The sequence below is a fragment of the Helicobacter pylori genome (assembly GCF_003638305.1).
GTDB classification, from domain to species: domain Bacteria; phylum Campylobacterota; class Campylobacteria; order Campylobacterales; family Helicobacteraceae; genus Helicobacter; species Helicobacter pylori_DJ.
In genome coordinates this window covers 116,107-130,035 of the sequence record NZ_MVYP01000002.1, presented here as the reverse complement: position 1 = coordinate 130,035, position 13,929 = coordinate 116,107, and the positions used below count along the sequence as shown (strand labels likewise).

Here is a 13,929-nt window from a genome sequence, read left to right as displayed (position 1 = left end):
TTATGCTACAATGAAAACTCTTTAACACGATACAAGGGCGGTTTAATAGCATGGCACAAGAAAAAGCAGTTCCAAGAGATCCTAAAAAACTCAATTTGTTTGATTTGCGTTGGATGGTGTCCTTATTTGGCACGGCGGTGGGGGCTGGGATTTTATTTTTGCCTATTAGAGCCGGTGGGCATGGGGTATGGGCTATTGTGGTGATGAGCGCGATTATTTTCCCTTTGACTTATTTGGGGCATAGGGCTTTAGCTTATTTCATAGGATCTAAAGATCAAGAAGACATTACCATGGTCGTTCGCTCTCATTTTGGCGCTCAATGGGGTTTTCTTATCACTTTGCTTTATTTCTTAGCGATTTATCCTATTTGCTTGGTTTATGGGGTGGGTATCACTAATGTGTTTGATCATTTTTTCACTAACCAGTTGCATTTAGCGCCTTTTCATCGGGGCTTACTGGCTGTGGTATTAGTCTCTTTAATGATGTTGGTGATGGTTTTTAACGCTACGATTGTTACGCGCATTTGTAACGCTTTAGTGTATCCTTTATGCTTGATTTTATTGCTTTTTTCTTTGTATCTTATCCCTTATTGGCAAGGCGCTAATCTTTTTGTGGTGCCGAGTTTCAAAGAATTTGTGTTAGCGATTTGGCTAACCTTACCGGTGCTTGTGTTTTCATTCGACCATAGCCCCATTATTTCAACCTTCACTCAAAACGTGGGAAAAGAATACGGCGCTTTCAAAGAATACAAACTCAATCAAATTGAATTAGGGACATCGCTGATGCTTTTAGGGTTTGTGATGTTTTTTGTGTTTTCGTGCGTCATGTGCTTGAATGCTGATGATTTTGTGAAAGCAAGGGAACAAAATATCCCCATTTTAAGCTATTTGGCTAACACTTTAAACAACCCTTTAATCAACTATGCGGGGCCTGTGGTGGCCTTTTTAGCGATTTTTTCATCTTTTTTTGGGCATTATTATGGGGCTAAAGAGGGTTTAGAAGGCATTATCATTCAAAGTTTAAAATTGAAAAAAGCTTCTAAGCCCTTGAGCGTGAGCGTAACGATTTTTTTATGGCTGACTATCACACTTGTGGCTTATATTAACCCTAATATCTTGGATTTTATTGAAAATTTAGGCGGTCCCATTATCGCGCTCATTCTGTTTGTGATGCCCATGGTCGCTTTTTATAGCGTTTCTAGTTTGAAGCGTTTTAGAAACTTCAAAGTGGATATTTTTGTGTTTGTCTTTGGGAGCTTAACGGCTTTGAGCGTGTTTTTAGGACTATTTTAATGGCTAGTTTTTCTATTTTATCCATTTTTAAAATCGGCGTGGGGCCTAGCTCTTCACACACCATAGGGCCTATGGAAGCGGGAGCGAGATTTTGCGGGTTGTTAAAAGGCATTTTAGAGCAGGTTGAGCGCGTTCAAATCACCTTGCATGGCTCATTGGCTTTAACCGGTAAAGGGCATTTGAGCGATGAGGCGGTTTTAATTGGCTTGCATGGCATTTATGCTAACGAATTAGATATAACAACCAAAAAAGCCTTATTGCATGAGGTGTTTGAAAACAAAGTTTTAAAACTCGCTAACCAGCATCATATCCCTTTTGATTATGCTAAAGATTTGATTTTTGACAACAAACCTTTAGCCAGACACCAAAACGCTCTCATTCTAAAAGCTTTTAACGCTAAAAATGAGGTTTTAAAAGAAGAGACTTATTATTCTGTTGGTGGAGGATTTGTCTATACTGAAAAAGAATTAGACAACTTGTCTGAAGAGAGTGGAAGTGAAAGCGTTGCTTATGATTTTTCAAGCGCTAAAGAATTGCTAGAATTGTGCCAAAAACACCAAAAAAGCATCGCTGAAATCGTGCGTTTGAGAGAAAACGCCCTCAAAAACCACCCTGATGCAACGATGACTAAAATTTATCATGCGATGCTTGAGTGTTATTATAATGGGGCTAATTCTAAAGAAAGGTATCTGCCTGGTTCTTTGAAAGTAACACGATTAGCCCCAAGCATTAAAACGCGATTAGAAAAACACCCCACAAGCGGGAAAGACCCCCTAGCACTGATTGATTACATTTCGCTTTACGCTCGCGCCATTGCCGAAGAAAACGCTAGCGGAGGCAAGGTGGTAACCGCCCCCACTAACGGGGCGTGTGCGGTGGTGCCAAGCGTGCTTTTATACGCCAAAAACCATTTGTTTGAAAATTTATCGCAAAAATCTATCAATGATTTTTTACTCACTAGCGCGGCGATTGGCTATCTTTACAAAAAAAACGCTTCCTTGAGCGGCGCAGAAGCCGGGTGTCAGGCTGAAATTGGCGTGGCAAGCTCTATGGCTGCAGGAGGGTTAGCCCATTTGTGCCAAGCGACCACGCAACAGGTTTTGATCGCTAGTGAAATCGCTATGGAGCACCATTTAGGATTGACATGCGATCCGGTGGGGGGCTTGGTGCAAATCCCTTGTATTGAACGCAATGTTTTAGGAGCGATTAAAGCGATCAGTGCTTCTAAATTGGCTTTAGAAGATGAATACAAACCTAAAGTGAGCCTAGATGAAGTGATCGCTACGATGTATGCGACCGGAAAAGACATGAATGAAAAATACAAAGAGACCTCGTTAGGAGGGTTAGCCAAAACCTTAAAATGCTAAGGGATAGCTCTCAACTTTAGGGGTTTTAAATTCAAAATAAAAGGCTTTGTTTTTAACCAAAACAAATAAGCCCTATCCAACTTTAATATCCTTTAAAAATTTTTAAACATAGGGTTTTAAAGCGTTATTTCATTGTTTTGGATTCCATTTTGTAGTAAAAAAGTTTATTTGAAACTCATAAGGGGATAAGGGATATTTTGAAATCATTCCCCTACAACCCCCTTTTTTAAAAAATCCCCCTAAGAGCGCGTTATGAGAAACTATCACTCGCTTTTCGCAAGCTTTTTTTAAATGTGAAAAACACTCAAAGGCATCAATTGATTGCCAATACTCTAGTGAAGTGCCCAACCGCTAAAGACGATTGGGCTTCCTAGGCTGATGTTGCCCGTAGGGAGAGTTTGGTTCTCACTCTGTGTCCCTATAGTAGGGATTTTACAGAGTTTGAGCTCCAACGCATTCCCTACAGGTCTCACACATCATATCTCCAAAGGCGTAACTTTGCGCACTTCCTGTGCTAGATACGAATGTATGGGGATATGATACCATGAATTGGTAGCATTCATCCCAACCGCTAAAGACGATTGGGATTTCTGCTAAGGAGTATTAAAAAACTTTTTATAGGCTCTATAAAATGCGTTGGAATGTCTGAGATTGTGTTTAACTCTATCAATCGCCATATTTCAAAGATTTTTGCGTAACAAAACCTTAAGCTAATTGTTACCAATCGTTACTACAAAAAAAGCCAAAAAGCTTAAATTCTAAAGATTTTAAAAAAGCGGTGGTTTTTCAAGAGATAGTCCTAACATAGGACAGAGTGATAGAAAGCTAAAAGCCTAAAAAAGGAGTGCTTAAGAAACTTATTTAAAGCCCCCTACTCAAAAAAGTAAGCTAGCTATTCCTTACTACTTTTCAGACTTACTAGAGTCGCTAATTTGCTTTTCAAACTCTTGTTGCAAGGCCTGTTGTTGCCTTTCTTTCTTTGAAAGGCGGCGTTTTTTCTTAGGTTTTTTCTCTTTTTTTGAAGAAGCCTCTGGCTCTTTTGAAGCTGTTTCTTTGAGCGTGTTAGCGTTAGTTATAGAATCTAGTTCTGGATTAGAAGTCTGTGTTTTCTTAGAAGAACTTATAAATTCAGGGCTATCAGTATGGTTTTGAAGCTCCCCATTGCTCCTCTTTTGAAACGCTGCTTTGGTGTCTTTCTCAGCTTGTTCTTCCATTTTTTTAAGAGCAACTGCATCCAGTTTTCTAGCCTTTTCTTTTTGGCTCACCCTAACCATGCTGATCAAGTATTTGATATACCCATCATACATATCCCCAAACTGCTCATGCAAAGCCCCAAAATCCGAGCCCTTGTAAAGCCAGTTGAACAAAGGGAGTGAAAGCTCTGTCCCTAAGTCTTTAAGCACATGCTTATAAAACTTTTCTCTGTCATTCACCACAAAAGAAACCTTGCCATTCCTATGCTCATAATAACAAATCTTTTGCTCCACGCAATCTTCCAAACTTCCCTTAAAGAAAGCTCCAAAAGCGGATAAATCGCCCTTACTCATCTTAGTTTCAGAATATTGGTTAAAATTCTTCACGCGCTCTTTTTCCAAATCAACCATACTCTTTAAAACCCTCTTGCGGTCCTTTTTCACATTCCCTGTGGAGCTTTCAGAAAACATAACATCGGGATCAACTGTAGTGTTAATAGTGGCAGAATCCGTTTCTGCTCTCAACAAAAAAGTCGTAACCGCTAAAAAAAATAAAATCCGTTTCACACCAAACTCCTAATTAATATATAACCGCAACAAAAATAGGTACCGTTCTTCATAAAAGCTCTCTTTTGAAATCTTCTTCTATTGATAAAAAACCACCTAGAATTCAAGCTGTTTTAGCCGTCTTAAAATACAGACTTTCAAAGGGTCTTTACTATTGGGTATGATACTATAAATATCCAAAAAATACAAACACTCCAAAAACTTTAACCCTAAAAAAATTGAGACGCTCTTTACAGCTAAAGGATTTGAGAGTAACAAAGCCCACCCAAAGTAGGCAGTCTCCATTCTAAGGGTCAATGCCCAAACGCCATGACAATTATAACGCAAAAACGCCCTAATCCCCACAGCCAAAAGCTAGGGGCTTACGGCGTGGTTTTACAAAAATCAAAAAAAGTTAGCACACCCTAAGCGCTAATGCTTAGGATGGCTTGGTTTTTTCCCTTTTTTTCCCTTTTTTTCATGGTCATGAAAAGGGCCTTCGCATGCACAATCATGCAAATCTAACCCTTCTTCACGATACTCTTTCATGGTCATTGTTTTCTTTTTGTTAGCAATCACTTCAAGAATTTCTTTTTTACGCTTGTTGCGATCTTCTTGGCTTAAAGAAGCTAAATTCTTATCCATCGCTTTCTTAAAATCCGCTTTATAATTTTTACGCTCTTCTTCTTTCATCGCTTGTAATCGTTTATTGACTTCCGTGCGAAACTCTGGAACTTCGCTAGGAGCGACTTTCCCTGCTTGCTCTAATAGTTGCTGATTATCCATGCTCTTAAAATCACTCGCATTCAAAAAAAGCCCCAAAAAAGTCCCTGTAAATAATAAAGAAAACGCCATTTTTTTCATCAAATGCTCCCAATTCAAAAATAAAGAATAAATTCTATCATTTGATTGATTAAAGATAACTTATAGCGCTTTAATAGCGAATTGATTTTTAGATTTTATGATCAGTGCTCCATTAAAACAGCTAACCTATATCCCTTATTTTTAAAAATAATGAACTCATTTTTGATTTTTCAAAGACTTGTTTGTGTGCGGTTGTTGGTGAGTTCAATTGTATGTAAAGGTTGCGATTTCATTTTTGCTGAGTGGCCGTATTGATTAAACAACGGCTTTGATACAAGAAAGTCATGAAAGACCACAAAGAGCAAAAGCCCTTTTCTATGCCCCCATAAGATTAACCCTAAAACACCTTAAAAGCTTACAATGTAACGCCAATAAAAGGCATAGGGGCGGTGGAAAGTGAATCTATAGGTAGTCCCTTCAGGAACATTATCCGCACTAGCGGTATAATAATTGTTGCGAATGGTTTGGATTTTCAAGCCAATTTCAAAACCTTGGTGTTTAGTGCCTAAGCGGATCCCGCCATTAACTAAGACCTGGAAATTTGATGGGTGGAAACTCCCTCTATATTCTTCAGCTAAGTCCTTAAAATAATAGTTTGTTGGACCCCAAGAGGTGCCACCAATCGCAACGCCAAGAAAAAACCCAAAATGCAAGTTCTCACGATTGAAAATAGCTGGGTTAAACAACACATCTGTGCCAGCCCCATAGCCAAACATGAAACTTTGAGAACCCTTGCGAGCGTCTCTCATGCCATAATCGTTATAAGTGTAATACTTGTAATAAGAGCTTGCAAAATCAAAGAACCCGTAATAACGCATTCCAAATTGCGGGGATTTCTTAAAAAAATGCTTATACCCTACAACAAAACCAAAACCATTGATAGCGTATTGTTGGTTGCTCAAGCCTTTATACCCACGAGTCCCTAGAGCGCCATGGGTAAGCCCTCCTGTGGGGTTTGACGCTGTGGGCATGTTAGGCGTGTTAGAGCCATAAGCCCCACTTTGATTACCATTACAATTGCCATGGGAACAATTTTGAGCGGTAGTGCTAAGCATACCCAACTGGTAATCAATCCCTATAAAAGCAGCATTTCTTTCACCTTTTTTGGTAGGGCTAGTCTTAATAGCTTTTTCTTGCTTAGGGGTCTCTGCTGACAACAAGCTTGTCATTGCTAGAGAGATAGCACCTACTATAACAGATTTCTTCATGTATTCCTTCCTTCTACATTTTCTCTATTTGAGTTCTAAATGCTACATTCTACTATAAAATTGCTTTCTTTTTGATTAAATATAGCGATTGAATGAGAATAAATTGAAACAAAAATCAATTTTAGGAACTTTTTAGTAAAAATTCCTAAATCCTCTCACCTTTTTTAGGCTAAAACCAAAACCTAACAGCCAGAGATTAAAGATGCTCTTTCACGCTCCCTAACACGCTCTTAAAGGCTTGCATGTCATTCATCGCCATGTCTGCTAAAACCTTGCGGTCTAATTCAATGTTAGCCACTTTTAAGGCATGCATGAAACGCGAATAACTTGTTTCATGCATTCTGCAAGCCGCATTAATCCTTACCACCCACAAACTCCTGAACTCTCTTTTCTTTTGTTTGCGATCCCTAAAGGCATAATACATGCTCCTTTCAAGCTGTTCTTTAGCCTTTCTAAAATGCTTTCTTCTGCCACTATAAAACCCTCTAGCGAGTTTTAAGACTTTTTTATGGCGTCTTCTGCGCACAACGCCTATTTTAACTCTCATTTCTTTACCTTTCTTTTTAAAATATTTTTAGGTGCGTTTTTAAAACGACTTTCCCTTAAACAAGGGGATTAACTCCACTTTCTAATGAGCATTCTTAAGCCCTGCAAAGCAACGACATGACAGAATGCGCGTTAGTGTGATGCACATGTTTTGGCGCGTTTAAATTGGCTTTACGCTTAGGGCTTTTTTTAGTCAAAATATGGCTTTTAAAAGCGCTGCCACGCTTAATCAAGTTTTTTTTAACTTTAAAACGCTTAGACGCGCCGCGATTAGTCTTCATTTTTGGCATGATTTTCTCCTTTCATAAGGTTAATGCGATTAAAAGGCGGGTTATTTTCTTTAGTTTTCTTTTCGTTTTTGGGGGTTTCTTTAGCCTTAGGCACAAACATCCACGAAACAAAACGCCCCTCGGTTTTTGGCTCTTTTTCAGGGTTGGCTAAATCTTCCATCATTGTTTGGACTCTCAAAAGCACATCAAGCCCAGCTTTTGAATTTTGGCTCTCCCTACCCTTTAAAACCACCTTGAATTTGACATGTTTATTGGCTTCAATAAATTCTCTCGCATGCTTGACTTTGTAGTTAATATCGTTTTGCGCAATCTGAGTGGAAAGCTTGATCTCTTTGATTTCAATTTGCTTTTGCTTTTTCTTGGCTTCCTTGATTTTCTTTTCATTTTGGTAGCGGAATTTATTATAATCCATCACCTTACACACAGGGGGCTTCGCGCTCGCTGAAATCAAAACCAAATCCAAACCTAAATTTTGAGCGATATTGAGCGCTTCTTTAGAAGAAATAATCCCATACACTTCGCCATTATCACCCACGCAACGCACTTCTTTAAAATTAATGTCTCCGTTTAACAACACTTCGTTCCTACTCAAAAACTAACCTCTTGCATCTTAGATTCAACCATGTTTAAAAACTCCTTTAAGGGCATTTTATATTGAGCTTGTTTTTCTCTGTCTCTAATGGATAAAATTTCGGTCTCCACCTCTTCATTCCCTAACACTAAAATCATAGGGATTTTTTGCTTTTCGGCTAAGCGCACCTTTTTATTCAAGCTGTCGTTTTTATCCAGCACTTCTACAAAAATATCGCACTTTTTTAATTCCTCTTTTAATTTCAAAGCAAAAACATGATGCTCCTCATTAATGGGAATGAGAGCGATTTGAGTGGGCGCGACAAAGAAAGGGAAATTCCCCCCAAAATGTTCGCTCAAAATCGCAATAAACCTTTCAAACGAGCCTAAAATCGCTCTGTGGATCATCACCGGCTGTTCAGCGTGATTGTGTTCATTAATGAAAGCGAGCTTGAAGCGTTCAGGCAAATTCATATCCACTTGGATCGTGCCGCACTGCCATTTACGCTTTAAAGCATCGGTGATTTTAATGTCAATCTTAGGCCCATAGAAAGCCCCTCCCCCTTCATCAATTTTATAATTAATATGGTGCTCTTTTAGGGCTTCTTTTAAAGCGTTAGTGGCCTTTTCCCAGACTTTATCATCGCCTATGGATTTAGCCGGTCTAGTGGATAATTCCATTTCATAGCTAAAACCAAACGCTTTCATGATTTTATGCGTAAAATCTAAAATCGCGCTCACTTCGCTTTGGATCTGTTCAAAAGAGCAAAAAATATGCGCATCGTCTTGGGTAAATTCCCTAACCCTTAAAAGCCCATGCAACACGCCGCTTTTTTCATGCCGATGCACCACGCCGTATTCATAAAACCTTAAAGGCAAATCCCTGTAGCTGTGTAAAGCGCTTTGATAGACTTTAATATGCCCCACGCAGTTCATAGGCTTTATGCCGTATTCTTGCTCATCAATCGTGGTGAAATACATGTTTTCTTTATAGTTGTCATAATGCCCGCTGATTTTCCACACATCGCTTTTTAAAATCTCAGGGCCTTTAACCGGCTCATAGCCTCTTAAAAGTAACGCCTTGCTCAATAAATCTTCAATGCGCTTCCTGAGCCTTGCCCCTTTAGGCAGCCATAAAGGCAAGCCCGCCCCTATCTCATCATCAAAACTAAAAAGCCCTAGCTCCACGCCCAGCTTTCTGTGATCCCGTTTTTTCGCTTCTTCTATTTGGAAAAGATAGTCTTTTAAGCCCTCTTTAGTGGCAAAAGCGATGCCATAGATTCTAATGAGCATTTCATTGTTTTCATCGCCGCCCAAATAAGCCCCAGCCAATTTAGTGAGCTTGAAATGGTTTAAAAAACGAGTGTTTGGGAGGTGAGGCCCCTTACACAAATCTTCAAACTCGCCTTGTTTATACACGCCAAATATATCGCCACTGATTTTACTCATCACCGCATGCTTTAATTCATCGCCCTTAAAACGCTCCAAGGCTTGCTCTCTGGTTAAAGTCTCTTTAGTGATAGCGAGTTTCAACTTCGCAAATTCTTTCATTTTCGCTTCAATTTTAGGCAAATCCTCTTCGCTGATTTTTGAAGAAGTCTTAAAATCGTAATAAAACCCCTCTTCTACCACAGGGCCTACAAAAAATTTCGCGTCCGGATAAAGGGCTTTCAAGCTTTGCGCGAGCAAATGCGCACATGAATGCCTAATCACCTCCAAAGCCAAAGGCGAATCATCAAAATATATCGGCTCTGCCCCTTTTAACGCTTTAATCCCATCGCTCAGCCCTAAGACTTTCGCGCTCTCTAAATCTATTATTTGCTCGTCTTTATAAACTGCAATCAGTTCCGCACTCATTCTTTAAAACTTATGTTTCCTTTCTTTAAACCTTAAAATTCAGCAATCTTTTGAGCCAAACCCGCATTGCACTTGCGAATCCACTTTCTCAGCTTTAGGGTCGCTCATAGGCTTTAAACACGCTTGTAAAAACACCATACAAAACAAATTCAATAACAACCGCCTATACAAAACCACCCTTTCTATATTCAAAAATACCTAACTAATCGCCTATTATACAATAAAATCATAAATCAAAAAGAATACACCCCTATTAGAAAGCTTAGAATACAAACTAGCTAAAACTAAAGCTCTATCATGCTATCATTCATTAATTAGATTTTTGTTTTAAAAGACTTAATGATAATTTTAAGGGAGTTTTGTGCGATATATCAAGTTTTTCAAAGAGTTGAACAATAAGAATGTGAATCTGGTTGGGGGCAAGAACGCTAGCATTGGCGAGATGTTTCAAGAACTAGTGCCAATTGGGATTAAAGTGCCTGATGGCTTTGCGATCACGAGCGAAGCGTATTGGTATCTTTTGGAGCAAGGGGGGGCTAAACAAAAGATCATAGAGCTTTTAGAAAATGTTGATGCCACGGAAATTGATGTGTTAAAAATCCGCTCCAAACAAATCAGAGAGCTTATTTTTGGCACGCCTTTTCCTAGCGATTTGAGAGATGAGATTTTTCAAGCTTATGAAATTTTAAGCCGACAATACGACATGAAAGAAGCCGATGTGGCGGTAAGGAGTTCCGCTACTGCAGAAGATTTACCGGACGCTTCTTTTGCCGGGCAACAAGACACTTACTTAAACATTAAAGGTAAAACAGAATTGATCCACTATATCAAATCCTGTTTAGCGTCGCTTTTTACCGATAGAGCGATTAGTTATAGAGCGAGTCGTGGGTTTGATCATTTAAAAGTCGCGCTCAGTGTGGGGGTGCAAAAAATGGTGCGAGCGGATAAAGGCAGCGCGGGCGTGATGTTTTCTATTGACACTGAAACCGGTTTTAAAGACGCGGTGTTTATCACTTCAGCGTGGGGGTTAGGCGAAAATGTGGTGGGCGGCACGATAAACCCTGATGAATTTTATGTGTTTAAACCCACTTTAGAGCAAAACAAACGCCCCATTATCAAACGCCAACTCGGCAACAAAACGCAAAAAATGGTCTATGCCCCAAGGGGTAGCGAACACCCTACCAGAAACATTAAAACCACCAAAAAAGAATGGCAATCCTTTTCATTGAGCGATGAAGACGTGCTGATTTTAGCCAAATACGCCATTGAAATTGAAAAACATTACTCTAAAGAGGCCAAACAATACCGCCCTATGGATATAGAATGGGCTAAAGATGGCGATAGTGGGGAAATCTTTATCGTTCAAGCGCGCCCAGAAACCGTTCAAAGCCAAAAAAGTAAAGAAGAAAATCAAGTCTTTGAAAAATTCAAATTCAAAAACCCTAACGAAAAGAAAGAAATTATCTTACAAGGCAGAGCGATTGGGAGTAAAATCGGCTCAGGAAAAGTGCGCATCATCAACGATTTGGAGCATATGAATTCTTTTAAAGAGGGCGAAATTTTAGTTACGGATAACACCGACCCAGACTGGGAGCCTTGCATGAAAAAAGCGAGCGCGGTTATCACCAATCGTGGGGGGCGCACTTGCCATGCCGCTATTGTGGCTAGAGAAATTGGCGTGCCGGCCATTGTTGGGGTGAGCGGGGCGACGGATAGCCTTTATACCGGCATGGAAATCACGGTTTCTTGCGCTGAGGGCGAAGAGGGCTATGTGTATGCAGGCATTTATGAGCATGAAATTGAAAGGGTGGAGCTTTCTAACATGCAAGAAACTCAAACAAAAATTTACATCAATATTGGAAACCCTGAAAAAGCCTTTAGCTTTTCTCAACTCCCTAATCACGGCGTAGGGCTGGCCAGAATGGAAATGATTATTTTAAATCAAATCAAAGCCCACCCCTTAGCTTTAGTGGATTTGCACCACAAAAAAAGCGTGAAAGAAAAAAATGAAATTGAAAACCTTATGGCAGGCTATGCTAACCCTAAGGATTTTTTTGTGAAAAAAATCGCTGAAGGCATTGGCATGATCAGCGCGGCGTTTTACCCTAAACCTGTGATTGTAAGGACTAGCGATTTCAAATCCAATGAATACATGCGCATGCTTGGCGGCTCTAGCTATGAACCTAATGAAGAAAACCCCATGCTTGGCTATAGGGGGGCTAGTCGGTATTATTCAGAAAGCTATAATGAAGCGTTTTCATGGGAGTGTGAAGCCTTAGCGTTAGTGAGAGAAGAAATGGGATTAACCAACATGAAAGTGATGATCCCTTTTTTGCGCACCATTGAAGAGGGTAAAAAAGTCCTAGAAATCTTAAGAAAAAACAATTTAGAGTCCGGTAAAAACAGGCTTGAAATTTATATCATGTGCGAATTGCCGGTGAATGTCATTTTGGCTGATGATTTCTTAAGCTTGTTTGATGGCTTTTCTATTGGATCAAACGATTTAACCCAACTCACTTTAGGCGTGGATAGAGACAGCGAGTTAGTCAGCCATGTCTTTGATGAAAGGAATGAAGCGATGCTAAAAATGTTTAAAAAAGCGATTGAAGCTTGTAAAAGGCACAACAAATATTGCGGGATTTGCGGGCAAGCCCCAAGCGATTACCCTGAAGTAACAGAGTTTTTAGTCAAAGAGGGCATCACTTCCATTTCTTTAAACCCTGATAGCGTGATCCCCACTTGGAACGCTGTAGCCAAGTTAGAAAAAGAGTTGAAAGAGCATGGCTTAACTTGATAATAAAAGGGTTGATCTAACTTGAGTGGATTTTTCGTATTGGTTTCCATGATATAATTTTGAAAAGTGGGATTGTTTTTTGAAAAAAGGTTGGTAATGGAATCAGTAAAAACAGGAAAAACAAATAAAGTTGGCAAAAACACAGAGACAGCTGACACAAAGGCAAATAAAGAGACTCATTTTAAACAAGCGAACGCCATTACAAATATAATCAGATCAATTGGTGGGTTTTTTACAAAAATTATGAAGAAAGTTAGAGAACTTGTAAAAAAACACCCCAAGAAAAGCAGGACGGCATTAGTAGTATTGACCCATGTTGCGTGCAGGAAAGCGAAAGAATTGGACGATAAAGTCCAGGATAAATCCAAACAAGCTGAAAAAGAAAATCAAATCAATTGGTGGAAATATTCAGGACTCACAATAGCGATAAGTTTATTATTAGCCGCTTGTAGCACTGGTGATATTGATAAACAGATAGAGTTAGAACAAGAAAAAAAGGAAGCTGAAAACGCTAGGGATAGAGCAAACAAGAGTGGGATAGAGTTAGAACAAGAAAGACAGAAAACAAACAAGAGTGGGATAGAACTCGCTAATAGTCAAATAAAAGCAGAACAAGAAAGACAAAAGACAGAACAAGAAAAACAAAAAGCAAATAAGAGTGGGATAGAGTTAGAACAGCAAAAACAAAAGACAATTAATACACAAAGAGATTTGATTAAAGAACAGAAAGATTTCATTAAAGAAACAGAACAAAATTGCCAAGAAAAACATGGCCAATTATTTATTAAAAAAGCAAGAATTAAGACCGGTATTACTACTGGTATTGCTATAGAAATAGAAGCTGAATGCAAAACCCCTAAACCCACAAAAACCAATCAAACCCCTATCCAGCCAAAACACCTTCCAAACTCTAAACAACCCCGCTCTCAAAGAGGATCAAAAGCACAAGAGCTTATAGCTTATTTGCAAAAAGAGCTAGAATCTCTGCCCTATTCACAAAAAGCTATCGCTAAACAAGTGGATTTTTATAAACCAAGTTCTGTCGCTTATTTAGAACTAGATCCTAGAGATTTTAACGCTACAGAAGAATGGCAAAAAGAAAATTTAAAAATACGCTCTAAAGCTCAAGCTAAAATGCTTGAAATGAGGAGTTTAAAACCAGACTCACAAGCCCACCTTCCAACCTCTCAAAGCTTTTCAATCATTCAAAACATCGTTGCCGATATTAATAAAGAAATAGAAGTAGCGGCTAATACTGAAAAGAAAGTAGAAAAAGCGGGTTATGGTTATAGTAAAAGGGTGTAGCGATTAAAATATTACACCAAGTTTTTAATGATCTGTCGGCTTTTGATTTTTTATGGTAGCGTTATTTGGTAATAAAAGAGATTCTTATTAAAAGCTT

11 protein-coding genes and 1 pseudogene are annotated in these 13,929 nt (G+C 39.1%); 5 read left to right on the top strand and 7 right to left on the bottom strand.

Annotated features, from left to right (window positions below):
* The first annotated feature begins 50 nt into the window (after positions 1-50).
* Together EAL04_RS01570 and EAL04_RS01565 are read left to right on the top strand one after the other, a co-directional pair.
* Positions 51-1,292, top strand: coding sequence for a serine/threonine transporter (locus EAL04_RS01570; protein ID WP_120972814.1), 1,242 nt, complete (start codon positions 51-53; stop codon positions 1,290-1,292).
* Positions 1,292-2,659, top strand: coding sequence for an L-serine ammonia-lyase (locus EAL04_RS01565; protein WP_120972812.1), 1,368 nt, complete (start codon positions 1,292-1,294; stop codon positions 2,657-2,659). Before EAL04_RS01570 ends, EAL04_RS01565 begins: the two co-directional genes overlap by 1 nt.
* Positions 2,660-3,561: 902 nt before the next feature.
* Here the strand turns inward: EAL04_RS01565 and EAL04_RS01555 are convergent.
* A complete protein-coding gene (locus EAL04_RS01555) occupies positions 3,562-4,419 on the bottom strand; it encodes a hypothetical protein (protein WP_120972810.1) in 858 nt (285 codons plus the stop codon).
* Between EAL04_RS01555 and EAL04_RS08280 the strand changes: the two are divergent.
* A pseudogene (locus EAL04_RS08280) lies at positions 4,343-4,536 on the top strand (hypothetical protein). The gene EAL04_RS01555 and the pseudogene EAL04_RS08280 overlap by 77 nt on opposite strands.
* A gap of 294 nt (positions 4,537-4,830) precedes the next feature.
* Here EAL04_RS08280 and EAL04_RS01545 read toward each other — a convergent pair.
* The 6 genes from EAL04_RS01545 to thrS all read right to left on the bottom strand — a co-directional run bounded on the left by EAL04_RS01545 (position 4,831) and on the right by thrS (position 9,733).
* Positions 4,831-5,262, bottom strand: a complete 432-nt coding sequence (locus EAL04_RS01545) for a DUF1104 domain-containing protein (protein ID WP_120972808.1) — start codon at positions 5,260-5,262, stop codon at positions 4,831-4,833.
* A gap of 347 nt (positions 5,263-5,609) precedes the next feature.
* The gene (locus tag EAL04_RS01540; protein WP_000750188.1) at positions 5,610-6,470 is read right to left on the bottom strand and encodes an outer membrane protein; all 861 of its coding nucleotides are present in this window, start codon (positions 6,468-6,470) and stop codon (positions 5,610-5,612) included.
* Between the two features lie 196 nt (positions 6,471-6,666).
* The gene (rplT, locus tag EAL04_RS01535; RefSeq protein ID WP_120972806.1) at positions 6,667-7,017 is read right to left on the bottom strand and encodes a 50S ribosomal protein L20; all 351 of its coding nucleotides are present in this window, start codon (positions 7,015-7,017) and stop codon (positions 6,667-6,669) included.
* 94 nt (positions 7,018-7,111) lie between these two features.
* Positions 7,112-7,306: a 50S ribosomal protein L35 gene (gene rpmI / locus EAL04_RS01530; protein ID WP_001125542.1), complete on the bottom strand. Its 195-nt coding sequence runs from the start codon at positions 7,304-7,306 to the stop codon at positions 7,112-7,114.
* Positions 7,287-7,898: a translation initiation factor IF-3 gene (infC, locus tag EAL04_RS01525; RefSeq protein ID WP_015644690.1), complete on the bottom strand. Its 612-nt coding sequence runs from the start codon at positions 7,896-7,898 to the stop codon at positions 7,287-7,289. Before infC ends, rpmI begins: the two co-directional genes overlap by 20 nt.
* Positions 7,895-9,733 (bottom strand): threonine--tRNA ligase, encoded by a 1,839-nt coding sequence (gene thrS, locus EAL04_RS01520; RefSeq protein ID WP_120972804.1) that lies wholly within the window; start codon positions 9,731-9,733, stop codon positions 7,895-7,897. Before thrS ends, infC begins: the two co-directional genes overlap by 4 nt.
* Before the next feature lie 361 nt (positions 9,734-10,094).
* Here thrS and ppsA point away from each other — a divergent pair, with 361 nt between their 5' ends.
* Together ppsA and EAL04_RS01505 are read left to right on the top strand one after the other, a co-directional pair.
* Positions 10,095-12,527: a pyruvate, water dikinase gene (ppsA, locus tag EAL04_RS01510; protein WP_120972802.1), complete on the top strand. Its 2,433-nt coding sequence runs from the start codon at positions 10,095-10,097 to the stop codon at positions 12,525-12,527.
* Between the two features lie 96 nt (positions 12,528-12,623).
* Positions 12,624-13,832, top strand: coding sequence for a DUF874 family protein (locus tag EAL04_RS01505; protein WP_120972800.1), 1,209 nt, complete (start codon positions 12,624-12,626; stop codon positions 13,830-13,832).
* Positions 13,833-13,929: the final 97 nt, after the last annotated feature.